This is a genomic window from Shinella zoogloeoides (assembly GCF_033705735.1).
Classification (GTDB): Bacteria; Pseudomonadota; Alphaproteobacteria; order Rhizobiales; family Rhizobiaceae; genus Shinella; species Shinella zoogloeoides_A.
Window position 1 is genome coordinate 22,755 of record NZ_CP131130.1, and the last position, 17,280, is coordinate 40,034.

Genomic DNA, 17,280 nt, shown 5'->3' on the forward strand with positions numbered 1-17,280 from the left:
CTGACAGCTGTTGTTTTCTATATCGCTGCGCGGCTAGGGTGGCACCTCTTTTTTGGGAAGAACAGACCCTTCATTTTAGAAGAAACAGAATCTCCGTGAACGATCAGATCGTGCGACCGAACGATATCCTGTCGACGGCCGAGCTCGCCAGCGACGAAAGCCGCGCATCGGCAACGCCGATGATGGAACAGTATATCGAGATCAAGGCTGCCAATCCGGACAGCATGCTGTTCTACCGCATGGGCGACTTCTACGAGCTGTTCTTCCAGGACGCGGTGGACGCCTCCCGCGCGCTGGGCATCACGCTCACCAAGCGCGGCCAGCATATGGGCCTCGATATCCCGATGTGCGGCGTGCCGGTCCATGCGGCGGACGATTATCTCCAGAAGCTCATCGCCGTCGGCTTCCGCGTCGCCGTCTGCGAGCAGGTCGAGGACCCGGCAGAGGCCAGGAAGCGCGGCTCGAAGTCCGTCGTGCGCCGCGATGTCGTGCGCCTCGTCACACCCGGCACGCTGACCGAGGAAAAGCTCCTCTCGCCGTCCGACGCCAACTACCTGATGGCCGTCGCGCGCATCCGCGGCGGCGGCGAGCCCGCCATGGCGCTCGCCTGGATCGACATCTCCACCGGCATCTTCCGCCTCTCCGAGACGGCGCAGGGCCAGCTTCTCGCCGATATCCTGCGCATCGACCCGCGCGAATTGATCGTGCCGGACACTTTGTTCCACGACCCGGAATTCCGCCCGGTGCTGGACGTCGTCGGGCGCGTCGCCGTTCCCCAGCCCGCCGTGCTCTTCGACAGCGCGACGGCCGAGGGCCGCATCGCCCGCTATTTCGGCGTCGCGACGCTCGACGGCTTCGGCACTTTTTCGCGCGCGGAGTTGGCGGCCGCCTCGGCGGCGATCTCCTACGTGGAGAAGACGCAGATCGCCGAGCGCCCGCCGCTCGGAAGGCCGGAGCGCGAAAGCTCGGCCTCCACGCTCTTCATCGACCCGGCGACGCGCGGCAATCTCGAACTGGTGCGCACCCAGTCCGGCGACCGCGCCGGTACGCTGCTGAAGGCCATCGACCGCACCGTCACCAGCGGCGGCGCGCGCCTTCTCGCCGAACGGCTGATGTCGCCACTGACCGATCCCGAGGCGATCAACATCCGCCTCGATTCCATTTCGACGCTCGCCGACCGCCCCTCCTTCTGCGAGGACCTGCGCCGGACGCTGAAGCAATTGCCCGACATGCCGCGCGCCCTCTCGCGCATCGCGCTCGGCCGCGGCGGCCCGCGCGATCTCGGCGCGATCCTCCAGGGTCTTTCCGTGTCCGCCGACATCGCGCGGCTGATGGCGGTGGAAGAGCTGGAAGGCGAGCTTGCCGGCGCCCGCACCGCCATAGCCGAACTGCCTGTCGACCTGTCGCACCGCCTCGCCGTGATGCTGGCCGACGAGCTGCCGCTCCTCAAGCGCGACGGCGGCTTCATCCGCGAGGCGGCGGACGGGGAGCTGGACGAGATGCGCGCGCTACGCGACCAGTCCCGCCGCGTCATCGCCGGCCTGCAATTGCAATATGCCGAGGAGACGGGCGTCAAGTCGCTGAAGATCAAGCACAACAACGTGCTCGGCTATTTCATCGAGGTCTCCGCCGGCAATGCCTCGGCGCTGACGGACGGCGACGAGGCCAAGGCCCGCTTCATCCACCGCCAGACCATGGCCGGCGCCATGCGCTTCACGACCACGGTGCTCTCCGAGCTCGAAACCAAGATCGCCAATGCCGCCGACCGGGCGCTCGCCATCGAGCTTACCGCCTTCGACGGGCTGGTCGAGGCGGTCGTCGCGGAGGCCGAAGCCATCAAGGCGGCGGCGCGGGCGCTTGGCGTGGTCGACGTCTCCGTCGGCCTTGCGGCGCTTGCAGAGGAACAGGCCTATTGCCGGCCGGTGGTCGACAATTCCACCATGTTCGCCATCGTCGGCGGCCGTCATCCGGTGGTGGAGCAGGCGCTGCGCCGCCAGCAGGCCGCCGCTTTCGTCGCCAATTCCTGCGACCTCTCGCCGACGGACGGCAAGGGCCACGGCGCGATCTGGCTGCTGACCGGCCCCAACATGGGCGGTAAGTCGACCTTCCTGCGCCAGAACGCCCTCATCGCCATCCTAGCGCAGATGGGCGCCTACGTTCCGGCCGAAAGCGCCCATATCGGCGTGGTCGACCGGCTCTTCTCGCGCGTTGGCGCCTCGGACGATCTGGCGCGCGGCCGCTCCACCTTCATGGTCGAGATGGTCGAGACGGCGGCGATCCTCAACCAGGCGACCGAGCGCTCGCTGGTCATTCTCGACGAGATCGGCCGCGGCACGGCGACCTTCGACGGGCTTTCCATCGCCTGGGCCGCCGTCGAGCACCTGCACGAGGCGAACCGCTGCCGCGGTCTCTTCGCCACTCATTTCCACGAGCTGACCGTGCTGTTGGAAAAGCTCGCCCGCCTTTCCAATGCCACGATGCGCGTCAAGGAATGGGACGGCGACGTCATCTTCCTGCACGAGGTCGGCCCCGGCGCGGCGGACCGCTCCTACGGCATTCAGGTGGCGCGCCTTGCCGGCCTGCCGCCCTCGGTGGTGGCGCGGGCGCGGGACGTACTCGCCAAGCTGGAGGATGCCGACCGCAAGAACCCGGCAAGCCAGCTCATCGACGACCTGCCGCTGTTCCAGGTCGCGGTGCGCCGCGAGGAGGAGAGGCGCAGCGGCCCGTCGAAGGTGGAAGAGCTGGTCAAGGGCCTCAACCCGGACGACATGACGCCGCGCGAGGCGCTCGATGCGCTCTACGCGCTGAAGAAAGAACTTGGCAAAGCCTAGCGGCTCGGATCATTGTCCTTGCATGCTGAAAGGGTCTATAGGCATGCGAATCGAACGGGCGATGGACGATAAGCGGGACCCGGGCCGGCATCCGATGGAAAAGAAGCTTCTGGCACCGGCCGAATCCGGTCTCCTCGACGTTCCGGCGCTGCGCGCCCGCTGCGAGTTCATCGCCAGCACCAATGCCGATTACCGCGACCGCATGCGTGGCGCGCTTCTGGCCGAGTTCAAGAAGGCCAATGCGGCGGGCCGCGAGCGGGCGCGCGAACTGCTTTTCGAGGACGGCAGCGGCCTGCAATGCGCCGCGCGCATTTCCTGGCTGCAGGACCAGCTCATCGCGGTCCTGCACGATTTCGCGCTCAACCATGTCTTCAGCGCGGGGCAGGCCCCGCCCGCCGCGCGCATCACGGTCACGGCCGTCGGCGGCTACGGGCGCGGCACGCTGGCGCCGGGCTCCGACATCGACCTGCTCTTCCTGCTGCCGGCAAGGCCGGCCGCCTGGAGTGAGCCGGCCATCGAGTTCATGCTCTATATCCTGTGGGACCTCGGCTTCAAGGTCGGCCATGCCACGCGCAATCTGGAGGAATGCATCCAGCTCTCCAAGGGCGACATGACCATCCGCACGGCGATCCTCGAGGCACGCTACATCTGCGGCTCGGCGGCGCTGTTCGAGGAGATGGCGGTGCGCTTCGACCGCGAGATCGTGCGCGGCACCGGCCCGGAATTCATCGCGGCGAAGCTCGCCGAGCGCGACGAGCGCCACCGCAAGGCCGGCGACACGCGCTATCTCGTCGAGCCCAACGTCAAGGAAGGCAAGGGCGGGCTTCGCGACCTGCACACGCTGTTCTGGATCGCCAAATATTTCTACCACATCAAGGACCCAGCCGAGCTGGTGAAGCTCGGCGTCCTCTCGCGGCAGGAATACAAGCTGTTCCGCAAGGCGGACGATTTCCTCTGGGCGGTGCGCTGCCACATGCATTTCCTGACGGGCAAGGCGGAGGAGCGACTGTCCTTCGACATCCAGCGCGAGATCGCCGAATGCCTCGGCTATCAGCCGCATCCCGGCCTTTCCGCCGTCGAGCGCTTCATGAAGCACTATTTCCTCGTGGCCAAGGATGTCGGCGACCTGACCCGCATCTTCTGCGCCACGCTGGAGGACCAGCAGGCCAAGGAGGCGCCCGGCATCACCGCCGCGATCAGCCGCTTCACGCGGCGCGCGCGCAAGATCGCCGGCACGCTGGATTTCCTGGAGGACCGCGGCCGCATCACCATCGCAGACCCGGATGTCTTCAAGCGCGATCCGGTCAACCTCATCCGCCTGTTTCATATCGCCGACATCAACGGGCTGGAATTCCATCCCGATGCGCTGAAAGAGGTCACGCGCTCGCTGAAGCTCATCAACGCCGCGCTGCGCGAGGACGAGGAGGCGAACCGCCTGTTCCTCTCCATCCTCACCTCGCCGCGCGATCCGGCGCTGATTCTCCGCCGCATGAACGAGGCGGGCGTGCTCGGCCGCTTCATTCCGGATTTCGGCAAGATCGTCGCGATGATGCAGTTCAACATGTATCATCACTACACGGTCGATGAGCACCTGATCCGCTCCGTCGGCGTGCTGGCGGATATCGACCAGGGCCGCGAGAAGGAGGCCCACCCCCTCAGCTACCAGGTGATGCCGAGCATCGAGGACCGCATCCCGCTCTATGTCGCGGTGCTGCTGCACGACATCGCCAAGGGCCGCCCGGAGGACCATTCCTCGGCGGGCGCGAAGGTCGCGCGAAAACTCTGCCCGCGCTTCGGGCTCTCGCCCAAGCAGACGGAGCTGGTCGTCTGGCTGATCGAGGAGCACCTGACCATGTCCATGGTCGCGCAGACCCGCGACCTCAACGACCGCAAGACCATCGTCGACTTCGCCGACAAGGTGCAGTCGATGGAGCGGCTGAAGATGCTGCTGGTGCTGACGGTCTGCGATATCCGCGCGGTCGGCCCGGGCGTCTGGAACGGCTGGAAGGGCCAGCTCCTGCGCACACTCTACTACGAGACCGAATTGCTCATCTCCGGCGGCTTTTCCGAGCTGTCGCGCAAGGAGCGGGCGCAGGCCGCCCGCGAAATGCTGTCGGAGGCGCTGCCGGCCGACTGGAGCCAGAAGGACCGCAACACCTATGCGCGCCTCCATTACGAGCCCTACCTGCTGACCGTCTCGCTGGAGGACCAGGTGCGCCATGCCGCCTTCATCCGCGAGGCGGACAGGGCGAGGCAGACGCTCGCCACCACGGTGCGCACCCATTCCTTCCACGCCATCACCGAGATCACGGTGCTCTCGCCCGACCATCCGCGCCTGCTGACGGTCATCGCCGGGGCCTGCGCGGCGGCGGGGGCGAACATCGTCGATGCGCAGATCTTCACGACTTCCGACGGCCGCGCGCTGGATACGATCCTCGTCAACCGCGAATTCCCCGACGATGCCGACGAGATGCGCCGCGCCGGCACGATCGGCCGGATGATCGAGGACGTGCTGTCCGGCCGCAAGCGCCTGCCGGAGGTGATCGCGACGCGCGCCAGGGGCCGCAGGCGCAGCCGCACCTTCACGGTCTCGCCGGCCGTCACCATCTCCAACACGCTGTCGAACAAGTTCACCGTCATCGAGATCGAGTGCCTCGACCGTCCCGGGCTTCTCTCCGAGGTGACGGCCGTGCTTTCCGACCTCTCGCTCGACATCGCCTCGGCGCATATCACCACCTTCGGCGAGAAGGTCATCGATACCTTCTACGTCACCGACCTTGTCGGCCAGAAGGTCACCAACGAAAACCGGCAGGCCAATATCGTCGCGCGGCTGAAGGCCGTGATGGCCGACGAGGCGGATGAACTGCGCGATCGCATGCCGCCCGGCATGATCGCGCCCGTTGCCGCCATGGCGAAAAGGATCAGGGCAGAACAATGAGTCTCGTCAGGAAATTCGCGACCGTGGGCGGCGCGACGCTCGGCAGCCGCGTGCTCGGCTTCGCGCGTGAAACGCTGATGGCCGCGGCCCTCGGCACCGGGCCGATGGCCGACGCCTTCTACGCCGCCTTCCGCTTCCCCAACCTCTTCCGCCGGCTCTTCGCCGAGGGCGCCTTCAACGCCGCCTTCGTCCCACTCTTCGCCAAGGAGATCGAGGAAGGCGGCATAGACGGGGCCAAGCGCTTCTCCGAGGAGGTCTTCGGCGTCCTCTTCACCGTGCTCCTGATGCTGACGATCGCGATGGAGCTGATGATGCCGCTCATCGTCTCCTGGATCATCGCGCCGGGCTTCGTCGGCGATACGGAAAAATTCGATGTGACGGTGAAGCTCGCCATCGTCATGTTCCCCTATCTCATGTGCATGTCGCTGACGGCGATGCTGTCGGGCATGCTGAACTCGCTGCATCACTATTTCGCCGCCGCCGTCGCCCCCGTCTTCCTCAATTTCGTGCTGATCGGCGCGCTCGCCTACGGACTCTGGCAGGGCGCCTCGCCGCTCGATACGGCCTGGTATCTCTCCTGGGGCGTGCTCGCCGCCGGCCTTCTGCAGATGGCCGTGCTCTATGCGGGCGTGCGCCATGCCGGCATGCGCATCGGCTTCCGCCGCCCGCGCATGACGCCGAACGTCAAGCGGCTTTTGTGGCTGGCGCTTCCGGCCGCAGTGACGGGCGGCATCACCCAGATCAACCAGCTCATCGGCCAGATGATCGCCTCCACCAAGGACGGCGCCATCGCCGCCCTGCAATATGCCGACCGTGTCTACCAGCTTCCGCTCGGCGTCGTCGGCATCGCCGTCGGCGTGGTGCTGCTGCCGGAGCTGGCGCGGGCGCTGAAGGGCGGCCACGAGCGCGAGGCCGGCAACCTGCAGAACCGCTCGATGGAATTCGTGCTGTTCCTGACGCTGCCGGCCGCCGGCGCCCTCTGGGTGATGTCCGACGAGATCGTCCGCGTCCTCTACGAGCGCGGCGCCTTCAGCCCCCAAACCACGTCCGTCGTGGCGGGCACGCTCGCCATCTACGGCCTCGGCCTGCCCGGCTTCGTGATGATCAAGGCGCTCAATCCCGGCTTCTTCGCCCGCGAGGATACAAAGACGCCGATGCGCATTACCCTCTTCTCGGTGGTCGTCAACTGCGTGCTGGCCGTCTCGCTCTTCCCGCTCTTCTACGAGCGCGGCATCGCCACCGCCGAGGCCGTCTCCGGCTGGCTGACGGCGCTGATGCTCTTCGTCACGCTGGTGCGCCGTGGCCACTGGCCGCTGGAAAAGGCGCTCGCCTGGCGCGTCGCGCGGCTGCTGGTCGCGACCGTCGTCATGGCGGCCACGATCGAATATGCCTCCGGCTACCTCGCCGACCGCCTCTCCTCCACTGCGCGGCTCTACGAGCAGGTCTCGGCGCTCGGCATGCTCATCGTGCTTGCCATGGTCGTCTATTTCTCCGTCGCCTTCCTTATCGGCGGCGCCGACCTTGGCATGATCCGCCGCAATCTCAAGCGCGGCGGCAAGGCCGAAGCGGCGCCGTCGGAATAGGTCGGGCGGGCAGGCGCTTGCCGCGTCAGCGGGCGGCGAAGCGCGCCCGCTTCGTCAGGCGCGCGAGCCCGCCGCAATGGCTCCAGCTCCGCCTCGGCCCCACATCGACATGCACGATGCCGTTGCAATAGGTACCGACACCGCCGATGGCCGGTGCAGAGCGCGCCGCCGCGAGGATCCTCTGCACGGCAATGCCGGGAACGCGAATATCGGCGGCAAGGCATTTGCGGTGATAGGAGCCGCGCCGTCCGTTCGAGCGGTGGCCGGAGGTGACAAGCGGCCGCCGGCCGACCTGCCGCGCGATATGGGCGAGCACCGCCCGCAGCCGGCCCGGAAAGCATCGGTGCCGCACGCGCGGCGTCTGGATGGAATAGATCTTCGCCACGCTCGCCTTTTCGGTGCGGGAGGCATGCCTGTGGCTGCGGCCCGCGCTGGTCTCGGTCGCCAAGAGCGATGTCAGCGCGACGACGCAGGCAAGCAGGATGGAACCGTTCTTTCGCACGGGTCATCTCCGTTCTGTGCCCCTTCGTCACAAAACGGCCGATCGGGACCGGCCTTCCCCCAAATCCCCGCCGGGAAGGGACGACCGGAAAATGTCTTTTATAAGGACTCCCTCATGCGCGAGGCGCCCACTTGATCGGGGCTTCGGCGCCGTGCATAAGCGCGACGTATTTTTTACGCAGTTCCGGCTGAAAAATTCCCCGGAATTGCTCGTGTAACAGGGACCAGGCCCTCCACCCGCCTGAAGGAAACACCGTCATGAGCGCATTCAAGCCTCTCGTCTTCTCCGGCGTCCAGCCGACCGGCAATCTCCACCTTGGCAATTATCTCGGCGCGATCCGCAAGTTCGTCGCCCTGCAGGAAGACAACGATTGCATCTATTGCGTCGTCGACCTGCACGCGCTCACCGCGCAGCTGGTGCACGAGGACATGCGGAACCAGATCCGCTCCATCGCCGCCGCCTTCATCGCCTCCGGCATCGACCCGAAGAAGCACATCGTCTTCAACCAGTCCGCCGTGCCGCAGCATTCGGAACTCGCCTGGATATTCAACTGCGTGGCGCGCATCGGCTGGATGGAGCGCATGACGCAGTTCAAGGACAAGGCCGGCGGCAAGAATGCCGAGCAGGTCTCGCTCGGCCTGCTCGCCTATCCGAGCCTGATGGCCGCCGACATCCTCGTCTACCGCGCGACCCACGTACCGGTCGGCGACGACCAGAAGCAGCATCTGGAGCTGACGCGCGACATCGCGCAGAAGTTCAACATCGATTTCGGCAGCCATATCCGCAAGGCCGGCACGGGCGTCGACATCGTCGTCGGCGAGGAGCCGGTGCATGCCTATTTCCCGATGGTAGAGCCGCTGATCGGCGGCCCGGCGCCCCGCGTCATGAGCCTTCGCGACGGCACGAAGAAGATGTCGAAGTCGGATGCCTCGGACCTGTCGCGCATCAACCTGCTCGACGACGCCGACACCATCTCCAAGAAGATCCGCAAGGCCAAGACCGACCCGGATGCCCTGCCGAGCGAGGCCGAGGGCCTGAAGGGCCGCCCCGAGGCGGAAAACCTCGTCGGCATCTATGCGGCGCTCTCCGACAAGTCCAAGGCCGATATCCTGGCCGAGTTTGGCGGCCAGCAATTCTCCGTCTTCAAGCCGGCGCTGGTCGACCTTGCCGTCAACGTGCTCTCGCCGATCACCGACGAGATGCGTCGCCTGATGGACGACACCAGCCATATCGACGCGATCCTCCGGGACGGCGGCGAAAGGGCGCGGGCAAGGGCGGAAAAAACCATGAAGGAAGTTCGCGACATCATCGGCTTTGTGCAGTAAGGTCGCCGCGAAAAGACCGCATATCAGGAGCGCGCATGGTTTCTCGACGACTTTCCCGCCTTGAAGGTCACCGCCGCAAGTTCCTCGCGGTCATCGACGATACGCCGGAATGCCAGCGTGCCGTCCATTTCGCGGGAATGCGTGCGAAGAACTCCAATGGCGGCGTCGTCCTGCTCTACGTGATCGCCAATGCCGATTTCCAGCAATGGCTCGGCGTCGAGGAGATCATGCGGGCGGAAGCCCGCGAGGAGGCGGAGGCCGTGCTCGCCAAGGCGGCGCAGGCGCTGCGCCAGGCGATCGGCATCGAGCCGGAGACGGTGATCCGCGAGGGCGTGGCCAGCGAAGAGATCAACGGCCTCATCGAGGAGGACCGCGATATCGCGATCCTCGTCCTGGCCGCCGGCTCCGCCAAGGAAGGGCCGGGGCCGCTGGTCTCCTCGCTCGCGAGCCGGGCGCAGGCCTTCCCGATCCCGGTGACGGTCATTCCGGACCAGCTCACCGACGAAGAGCTGGACGCGATGAGCTGACCTTCGCCTTGAAGAGTGGCGACTTGAAGAGCGGCGCCGAAGCGCCTATCTTCTTTTGAATTGTTCTAAATGTACGGGGCCGACCCAAGCGCCCGGCCGCACGGAGAGAAAGATGTTCATCCAGACCGAAGCGACGCCGAACCCGTCGACCCTGAAGTTCCTGCCGGGCAAGGTGGTGCTGGAGACCGGCACGGCCGAGTTCCGCGACGAGACGGAGGCGCGCGCCGCCTCGCCGCTCGCCGCCCGCCTCTTCGGCATTCCGGGCGTCACCGGCGTCTTCCTCGGCTACGACTTCATCACCGTCACCAAGGACGATGCCGACTGGCAGCACATGAAGCCGGCCATCCTCGGCAACATCATGGAGCATTTCATGTCCGGCCAGCCGGTGCTTGCCGGCGGCGCGCTCGGCGGCAGCGACGACATGGAAGGCGAGTTCTTCGACGAGGGTGACGAGACCATCGTCGCCACCATCAAGGAACTGCTCGACACGCGCGTGCGCCCCGCCGTGGCGCAGGACGGCGGCGACATCACCTTCAAGGGTTTCCGCGACGGCGTCGTCTATCTCAACATGAAGGGTGCCTGCTCGGGCTGCCCCTCCTCGACGGCGACGCTCAAGCACGGCGTTCAGAACCTTCTTCGCCATTTCGTACCGGAAGTGCAGGAAGTTGAAGCCGTCATGTAAGGCCCGCCGCGGGATGCCGGAGTGCCCCGCATGATCGTTCTGGCCATCGATACGGCGGGCGTCGGCTGCTACGCGGCGCTCTACGATCCCGATCAGGATGCCGTCCTCGGTGCCGCCGGCGCCGAGATCGGTCGCGGCCATGCCGAGCGGCTGATGGAATTCGTCGACGCGGCGCTCGATGCGGCCGGCATGGACCTTGCGGCCGCCGGCCGCATCGCCGTCACCGTCGGCCCCGGCTCCTTCACCGGTATCCGCGTCGGCGTCGCGGCCGCCCGCGGCCTTGCGCTCGCCCTCGGCGTTCCGGCCGTCGGCGTCTCCACCCTTTCGGCACTCGCCGCCGAGCACGGCGCCGGCGCGCCGCTTCTGGTGGCGATGGATGCCAAGCGCGATGAGGTCTACTGGCAGCGTTTCGCCGCAGACGGCGCGGAGGCGTCGCCGCCGGCGCTCGCCGCGCTTTCCGAGGCGCGCGATATCGCCGCCGGGCACGAGGGCGTGCTCGCGGGCTCCGCGGCCGCCCTTCTGCGCGACGATGCGGCGCCTGCGGCCGACGGCGTTTCGATCGTCACCGTCGCCCGCCTCGGTGCCCGGCTCGATCCTTCGAGCCATCAGCCGAAGCCGCTTTATCTGCGCGGTCCCGATGCCAAGCCGCAGGCGGGTTTCGCGATCCGGAGAGCCTGAATGTCCCTCGGCGACTATTTCACCCGCAAGCCCGTCTTCGAGATCTTCCCGCTCGAAACGGACGATGCCGGCATTGCCGCGGCCCTGCATCGCACCCGCTTTCCCCAGCCGTGGAACGACGGCGAATTCCATTCGCTGCTCTCGCAGGACCCGGTCTTCGGTTTCCTTGCCCTGAAGGAGGGCGTGCTCGGCCGGACGGCCGGCGGCTTAGTGCTGGCGCGCGCGGCGGCGGGCGAGGCGGAGATCCTCACCATCGGCGTCGACGAGCGATTCGGCCGTGCCGGCCTCGGCTGGCGGTTGATGCTGGCGGCGCTGCGCGAGGCGAAGATGCGCGGCGCGGAGGCCATCTTCCTCGAGGTCGACGAGGGCAATGCCGCTGCCCGTGGGCTCTATGCCAAGCTCGGCTTTTCCAAGGTCGGCGAGCGCAAGGCCTACTATGCCGCCGCCGATGGCAGCCGGTCCACGGCGCTTGTCATGCGGCGCGATCTTCGCTAGTCCCCTTGCGGGGGGCATAACGAGAAGGGCTGGTCGCATGGCGGACGCGGAAAAATCGCTGGAAGAGCTTTGTGTCGAGCGCGGCATGCGCATGACCGAGCAGCGCCGCGTCATCGCGCGCGTGCTGGAAGCCTCCGACGATCACCCGGATGTCGAGGAACTCTACCGCCGCTCCTCCGCCGTCGACGCGCGCATCTCCATCTCCACGGTCTACCGCACGGTCAAGCTCTTCGAGGATGCCGGCATCATCGAGCGCCACGATTTCCGCGACGGTCGCTCGCGCTACGAGACCGTGCCGGACGAGCACCACGACCACCTGATCGACCTGAAGAGCGGCGAGGTCATCGAATTCCATTCGCCCGAGATCGAGGCGCTGCAGGAGCGCATCGCCCGCGAGCACGGCTTCCGGCTCGTCGACCACCGGCTGGAGCTCTACGGCGTTCCGCTCAAGGAGGGCGAGTGAGGCGGACGGTATTGCGGCACCCCCCTCTGCCCTGCCGGGCATCTCCCCCACAAGGGGGGAGATTGGATGGGGCGCTGTCTCGCCCATCTCTGACGTTGCTGATTGAGCAAGGTTTGCGCGTCTTGCCGATCTCCCCCCTTGTGGGGGAGATGCCCGGCAGGGCAGAGGGGGGTAGCTGCGGAACGCGAGGAGAAGCCTTCCCCCACCTTTCGGTGATCCCGTGATCACCTGGCTGCGCATCGCCCTCGGCCTCGTCATCCTCGCCACGGTCACCCTCGTCCTGCTGCCGGCCCAGCTTGTCGGCCTGCGCTTCAATCTGAAGATCCGCCGCTACCTGCCGCGCCTCTGGCACCGCGTCGCCTGCCGCGTGCTCGGCCTCAAGGTGCGCGTGCACGGCGCGCTGGAGAAAAACCGCCCCCTCCTGATCGCCGCCAACCATGCCTCCTGGAAGGACATCATGGTGCTCGGCTCCGTCGCCGACGTCGTCTATATCGCCAAGTCCGAGGTGCGAGGCTGGCCGGTCTTCGGCATTCTCGCCCGCCTGCAGGCGACGATCTTCGTCGAGCGCGAGCAGCGCCAGAAGACCGGCGACCAGGTGGACGAAATCGCACGGCGGCTGGCGGACGGCGAGATCGTCGTGCTCTTTCCGGAAGGCACCACCTCGGACGGCAACCAACTCCTGGAGATCAAGTCCTCGCTCTTCGGCGCCGCCGCCTCCGCCGTGCCGCATGCGCCGGAGGGCGTCGTTCATATCCAGCCGGTCTCCATCGCCTATACGGGCCTCCACGGCATGGCGATGGGCCGCTACCACCGCCCCATCGCCGCCTGGCCCGGCGATATCGAACTCCTGCCGCATCTTCTCGGCATTGCGCGGGAAGGGGCGGTCGATGTCGACGTCGATTTCGGCGAGCGTGTCGACTACACGCGGGCAAGCAACCGCAAGGACGTGAGCCGCACGGTCGGAGCGCGCATCCGCGCCATGCTCGGCGCTCGGCTGCGCGGCCGGTAGAGGCGAGATGCGGCGGGGCTTCAATTTCCGGCCTTTTTCCACTATGGAACGGCCATGAGCGAACAGTCCGTCATCCCTTCCCCGGCCGATGCCAAGCCGAACACCCGCAAGGTCTTCGTCAAGACCTACGGCTGTCAGATGAACGTCTATGACAGTGAGCGCATGACGGATGCGCTGTCGAAGGACGGCTATCAGGCGACGGACGTGCTGGAAGAGGCCGATCTCGTTCTCCTCAACACCTGTCATATCCGCGAGAAGGCCGCAGAAAAGGTCTATTCCGAGCTCGGCCGCCTGCGCGAGATGAAGAAGGCCCGCGCCAGGGACGGCCGCGAGATGGTGATCGGCGTCACCGGCTGCGTCGCCCAGGCCGAAGGCAAGGAAATCCTGCGCCGCGCCCCCGCCGTCGATCTCGTCGTCGGCCCGCAGACCTATCACCGCCTGCCGGAAGCGCTGCGCCGCGCCAAGGGCGGCGAGCGCGTGGTCGAGACGGATTATGCGCTGGAAGACAAGTTCGAGCACCTGCCCGCGCCGGAAAAGGCGAAGACCCGCGCGCGCGGCGTCACCGCCTTCCTCACCGTGCAGGAAGGCTGCGACAAGTTCTGCACCTTCTGCGTGGTGCCCTATACCCGCGGCTCGGAAGTCTCCCGCCCCGTCATGCAGATCGTCGCCGAGGCCGAGCGCCTCGCCGAGGCGGGCGTGCGCGAAATCACCCTGCTCGGCCAGAACGTCAACGCCTGGCACGGCCTCGGCCCCGATGGCCGCGAATGGGGCCTCGGCGATCTCCTCTATCGCCTGGCCGAAATCGAGGGCCTCGCGCGCCTGCGCTACACCACCAGCCACCCGCGCGACATGGACGACCGCCTCATCGAGGCGCATCGCGACCTACCCAAGCTGATGCCCTATCTGCATCTGCCGGTGCAGGCCGGCTCCGACCGCATCCTGAAGGCCATGAACCGCCGCCATACGGCAGCCGAATACATCGCCCTCATCGAGCGCATCCGCGCCGTCCAGCCGGAGCTCGCCATATCCGGCGATTTCATCGTCGGCTTCCCCGGCGAGACCGATCAGGACTTCGAGGACACGATGCGCCTCGTCGAGACCGTCGGTTATGCACAGGCATTTTCGTTCAAGTATTCCACCCGCCCCGGCACGCCCGGCGCGGAGATGGACGGCCATGTCGAAGAGGCCGTGAAGGCCGAACGCCTTGAAAGATTGCAGGCTTTGCTCTTTCGCCAGCAGGGCGAATTCGCCCTCGGCTGCGTCGGCAAGGAGATCGACCTGCTTCTGGAGAAGCCTGGACGCAAGCCCGGCCAGCTTGTCGGCCGCTCGCCCTGGCTGCAGCCTGTGAATATTGATGCAAAAGGTTCGGAAATCGGTGACATTATCCGGGTACGAATCACCGATGCCGGGCCCAACAGCCTCTTCGCGCAAGCGATCGGTTGACGGGCGGATTTCAAGGAGCTTGACCGCTTGAACGGACACGAACTGACGACGTCATCGCCGCGCCAGTCGAAAAGCCAGACCGACGCCAATCAATTCGTGCTCACTTTCGAGAACAATCGATACGCAAGCGAGCTTTTCGGCCAGTTCGACCAGAACCTGAAGCTTCTGGAACAGCGCCTCAACATCGATGCGCGAGCGCGGGGCAATTCCGTTTCCATCTCCGGCGAAGTGATGGCCACCAACCAGGCCCGCCGCGCGCTGGATTATCTCTACGACCGGCTGCAGAAGGGCGGCTCGATCGAGCTTTCCGATGTCGAGGGCGCTATCCGCATGGCGATCGCGGCCGACGACCAGTTGTCGCTGCCGACGATGGAGCGTAAAGCCAAGCTCACCATGTCGCAGATCTCCACCCGCAAGAAGACCATCGCCGCCCGCACGCCGACGCAGGATACCTACATCCGCGCGCTGGAGCGCTCCGAGCTCGTCTTCGGCGTCGGCCCGGCCGGCACGGGCAAGACCTATCTCGCCGTCGCCTATGCCGCCCAGCTTCTGGAGCGCGGTGCCGTCGACCGCATCATCCTCTCCCGTCCGGCCGTCGAAGCCGGCGAACGCCTCGGCTTCCTGCCCGGCGACATGAAGGAGAAGGTCGATCCCTATCTCCGCCCGCTCTATGACGCGCTTTACGACATGATGCCGGGCGACAAGGTCGAACGCGCCATCACGGCCGGCGTCATCGAGATCGCGCCGCTCGCCTTCATGCGCGGCCGCACGCTCGCCAACGCCGCCGTCATCCTCGACGAGGCGCAGAACACGACCTCGATGCAGATGAAGATGTTCCTGACGCGTCTCGGCGAGAACGGCCGCATGATCGTCACCGGCGATCCGAGCCAGGTCGACCTGCCGCGCGGCGTGAAGTCCGGCCTCGTGGAAGCCCTGCAAATCCTCAAGGGCGTCGAGGGCGTCTCGGTCGTCCGCTTCAAGGATGTCGACGTCGTGCGCCATCCGATGGTCGCCCGTATCGTGCGCGCCTACGAGGCGCAGACGGCCGTGCAGGACGAAAGCGAGCTGCCGGACCGCTGAGGTCCGGATACCTGATGAGCGAACTCGATATCCAGATCTCCATAGAGGAGGGCGCATGGCCCTCCGAGGAACACCTTTTCGAAATGAGCGGGCGCGTGCTCGGCGCAGCGGCGGATTACCTGCGAAAGCAGGAAAAGCAGCCCTTCCCGAAGACCGGCGCGCCGGAAGTCTCCCTCGTCTTCACGAATGACGAGAGCATCCGCGCCATCAACGCGGAATGGCGCAGCCAGGACAAGCCCACCAACGTTCTGTCCTTCCCCGCCTTCCCGGTGACGCCCGGAAAAATGCCGGGTCCGATGCTCGGCGACATCATCTTCGCCGAGGAGACATTGACCCGCGAAGCGGCCGATCTCGGCAAGTCTTTCGACGATCATCTCACGCATCTCATGGTGCATGGATTTCTGCATCTCTTCGGTTATGATCATATGGAAGACGAAGAGGCTGAAAAAATGGAGGGGCTGGAGACTCGCATTCTTGCCGAGCTTGGCCTATCTGACCCCTACGGGGATGGCCCCGAAGAATAGTTTGGACCAATGAGCGACTTTAGAAATCAGCCGGCAGCGGCGGAAAAGAACGAGGCGGACGCCTCAAGTCAGGACGAGGCGGGCAGTAGTAGCAGCGCGCCGAAGCAGGAAAGCGGGGGCCGGTCATCCTTCTGGTCCCGCGCGACACGGCTTTGGCGCATGACTGGCGCCTCCACGCTGCGCAAGGACCTCGCAGACGCCCTGATGACGGAAGACACCGGCGGCGAGCCGGCCTTCCTGCCCGAAGAGCGGGCGATGCTGCACAATATTCTCCGCTTCCGCGAGGTGCGCGTCGAGGACGTCATGGTCCCGCGCGCCGATATCGAGGCCGTCGACCAGGACATCACCATTGCCGAGCTGATGGTGATCTTCGAGGATTCCGGCCGCTCGCGCATGCCGGTCTATAACGAGAGCCTCGATGATCCGCGCGGCATGGTCCATATCCGCGACCTGCTCGCCTATGTCACCAAGCAGGCCCGCAACAAGCGCCGCACCGGCGCGAAGAACGGCAGCGCCGCGGCCGCTACCGGCGAAAAGCCGGCGCGAACGCCGAAAGCCGAATTCGACCTCGGCCGTGTCGATCTTTCCAAGACCGTTGCCGAAGCCGGCATCATCCGCCAGGTCCTCTTCGTCCCGCCGTCCATGCTGGCCGCCGACCTCATGGCGCGCATGCAGGCCGACCGCACCCAGATGGCCCTCGTCATCGACGAATATGGCGGCACGGACGGCCTCGCCTCGCTGGAAGACATCGTCGAGATGGTCGTCGGCGACATCGAGGACGAGCACGACGACGAGGAGGCGATGATCCAGCGCGTCAGCGACGACGTCTTCATCGCCGATGCCCGCGTCGAGCTTGAGGAACTGGCCGAAGCCATCGGTTCCGATTTCGACATCCGAGAACAGCTGGAAGACGCCGATACGCTCGGCGGCCTGATCTTCGCCTCGCTCGGCCGCATACCGGTGCGCGGCGAGGTGGTACAGGCCGTGCCCGGCTTCGAATTCCACGTCCTCGACGCGGACCCGCGCCGCGTCAAGCGCGTGCGCGTCACCCGCAAGCGCGCCAGCTCCGTCCGCCGCCGCGAGCGCCGGCCCGGCGAGAGCCTTCCCGCCGATCGCGCCAACCCGGCCGAGCAGCGCAGCGACGAGGCGGGGGCGGAGTAAGGCTCACTTCTTTACGGAACAGGGCGTCGTATTGTCCCT

General features: G+C 66.4%; 15 protein-coding genes. 14 read left to right on the forward strand and 1 reads right to left on the reverse strand.

Annotated features, from left to right (window positions below; translation table 11 throughout):
- The first annotated feature begins 95 nt into the window (after positions 1-95).
- The 3 genes from mutS to murJ all read left to right on the forward strand — a co-directional run bounded on the left by mutS (position 96) and on the right by murJ (position 7,352).
- The gene (mutS, locus tag ShzoTeo12_RS00120; protein ID WP_318910720.1) at positions 96-2,831 is read left to right on the forward strand and encodes a DNA mismatch repair protein MutS; all 2,736 of its coding nucleotides are present in this window, start codon (positions 96-98) and stop codon (positions 2,829-2,831) included.
- A 94-nt stretch (positions 2,832-2,925) separates the two neighbouring features.
- Positions 2,926-5,769, forward strand: a complete 2,844-nt coding sequence (locus ShzoTeo12_RS00125) for a [protein-PII] uridylyltransferase (protein ID WP_119257503.1) — start codon at positions 2,926-2,928, stop codon at positions 5,767-5,769.
- Entirely contained in the window at positions 5,766-7,352 is a 1,587-nt protein-coding gene (gene murJ / locus ShzoTeo12_RS00130) for a murein biosynthesis integral membrane protein MurJ (protein ID WP_318910721.1), read from the forward strand. The genes ShzoTeo12_RS00125 and murJ overlap by 4 nt, the downstream gene beginning before the upstream one ends.
- Positions 7,353-7,377: 25 nt before the next feature.
- Here murJ and ShzoTeo12_RS00135 read toward each other — a convergent pair whose 3' ends face one another.
- Positions 7,378-7,854 carry a YcbK family protein gene (locus ShzoTeo12_RS00135; protein WP_318910722.1) on the reverse strand — a complete coding sequence of 159 codons (477 nt, stop codon included), beginning with the start codon at positions 7,852-7,854 and terminating at the stop codon, positions 7,378-7,380.
- Positions 7,855-8,111: 257 nt separating this feature from the next.
- Here ShzoTeo12_RS00135 and trpS point away from each other — a divergent pair, with 257 nt between their 5' ends.
- The 11 genes from trpS (at position 8,112) to ShzoTeo12_RS00190 (ending at position 17,241) form a co-directional block, all read left to right on the forward strand.
- Positions 8,112-9,179: a tryptophan--tRNA ligase gene (gene trpS / locus ShzoTeo12_RS00140; protein ID WP_119257424.1), complete on the forward strand. Its 1,068-nt coding sequence runs from the start codon at positions 8,112-8,114 to the stop codon at positions 9,177-9,179.
- Positions 9,180-9,214: 35 nt separating this feature from the next.
- Entirely contained in the window at positions 9,215-9,706 is a 492-nt protein-coding gene (locus ShzoTeo12_RS00145) for a universal stress protein (protein ID WP_119257425.1), read from the forward strand.
- Positions 9,707-9,818: 112 nt separating this feature from the next.
- Positions 9,819-10,388, forward strand: coding sequence for a NifU family protein (locus ShzoTeo12_RS00150; RefSeq protein WP_313195602.1), 570 nt, complete (start codon positions 9,819-9,821; stop codon positions 10,386-10,388).
- 30 nt (positions 10,389-10,418) lie between these two features.
- Entirely contained in the window at positions 10,419-11,066 is a 648-nt protein-coding gene (gene tsaB, locus ShzoTeo12_RS00155; RefSeq protein ID WP_318910724.1) for a tRNA (adenosine(37)-N6)-threonylcarbamoyltransferase complex dimerization subunit type 1 TsaB, read from the forward strand.
- A complete protein-coding gene (locus ShzoTeo12_RS00160; RefSeq protein WP_318910725.1) occupies positions 11,067-11,561 on the forward strand; it encodes an N-acetyltransferase in 495 nt (164 codons plus the stop codon). It abuts the gene before it with no gap.
- A 37-nt stretch (positions 11,562-11,598) separates the two neighbouring features.
- Entirely contained in the window at positions 11,599-12,024 is a 426-nt protein-coding gene (locus tag ShzoTeo12_RS00165; RefSeq protein WP_119257429.1) for a Fur family transcriptional regulator, read from the forward strand.
- 220 nt (positions 12,025-12,244) lie between these two features.
- The gene (locus ShzoTeo12_RS00170; RefSeq protein WP_318910727.1) at positions 12,245-13,033 is read left to right on the forward strand and encodes a lysophospholipid acyltransferase family protein; all 789 of its coding nucleotides are present in this window, start codon (positions 12,245-12,247) and stop codon (positions 13,031-13,033) included.
- A 54-nt stretch (positions 13,034-13,087) separates the two neighbouring features.
- On the forward strand, positions 13,088-14,476 hold the full coding sequence (miaB, locus tag ShzoTeo12_RS00175; RefSeq protein ID WP_318910729.1) for a tRNA (N6-isopentenyl adenosine(37)-C2)-methylthiotransferase MiaB: 1,389 nt from the start codon (positions 13,088-13,090) through the stop codon (positions 14,474-14,476).
- Positions 14,477-14,503: 27 nt separating this feature from the next.
- On the forward strand, positions 14,504-15,556 hold the full coding sequence (locus tag ShzoTeo12_RS00180) for a PhoH family protein (RefSeq protein ID WP_119257432.1): 1,053 nt from the start codon (positions 14,504-14,506) through the stop codon (positions 15,554-15,556).
- A gap of 14 nt (positions 15,557-15,570) precedes the next feature.
- The gene (gene ybeY / locus ShzoTeo12_RS00185; protein WP_318910731.1) at positions 15,571-16,080 is read left to right on the forward strand and encodes an rRNA maturation RNase YbeY; all 510 of its coding nucleotides are present in this window, start codon (positions 15,571-15,573) and stop codon (positions 16,078-16,080) included.
- A gap of 9 nt (positions 16,081-16,089) precedes the next feature.
- On the forward strand, positions 16,090-17,241 hold the full coding sequence (locus ShzoTeo12_RS00190; protein ID WP_318910733.1) for a hemolysin family protein: 1,152 nt from the start codon (positions 16,090-16,092) through the stop codon (positions 17,239-17,241).
- Positions 17,242-17,280 lie beyond the last annotated feature (39 nt).

Bases quoted from the DNA above. Each gene is read 5' to 3' on its own strand.
- ShzoTeo12_RS00125 (WP_119257503.1), top strand. From the start codon at position 2,926: ATGGAAAAGAAGCTTCTGGCACCGGCCGAATCCGGTCTCCTCGACGTT.
- murJ (WP_318910721.1), top strand. From the start codon at position 5,766: ATGAGTCTCGTCAGGAAATTCGCGACCGTGGGCGGCGCGACGCTCGGC.
- trpS (WP_119257424.1), top strand. From the start codon at position 8,112: ATGAGCGCATTCAAGCCTCTCGTCTTCTCCGGCGTCCAGCCGACCGGC.
- ShzoTeo12_RS00145 (WP_119257425.1), top strand. From the start codon at position 9,215: ATGGTTTCTCGACGACTTTCCCGCCTTGAAGGTCACCGCCGCAAGTTC.
- ShzoTeo12_RS00150 (WP_313195602.1), top strand. From the start codon at position 9,819: ATGTTCATCCAGACCGAAGCGACGCCGAACCCGTCGACCCTGAAGTTC.
- tsaB (WP_318910724.1), top strand. From the start codon at position 10,419: ATGATCGTTCTGGCCATCGATACGGCGGGCGTCGGCTGCTACGCGGCG.
- ShzoTeo12_RS00160 (WP_318910725.1), top strand. From the start codon at position 11,067: ATGTCCCTCGGCGACTATTTCACCCGCAAGCCCGTCTTCGAGATCTTC.
- ShzoTeo12_RS00165 (WP_119257429.1), top strand. From the start codon at position 11,599: ATGGCGGACGCGGAAAAATCGCTGGAAGAGCTTTGTGTCGAGCGCGGC.
- miaB (WP_318910729.1), top strand. From the start codon at position 13,088: ATGAGCGAACAGTCCGTCATCCCTTCCCCGGCCGATGCCAAGCCGAAC.
- ybeY (WP_318910731.1), top strand. From the start codon at position 15,571: ATGAGCGAACTCGATATCCAGATCTCCATAGAGGAGGGCGCATGGCCC.
- ShzoTeo12_RS00190 (WP_318910733.1), top strand. From the start codon at position 16,090: ATGAGCGACTTTAGAAATCAGCCGGCAGCGGCGGAAAAGAACGAGGCG.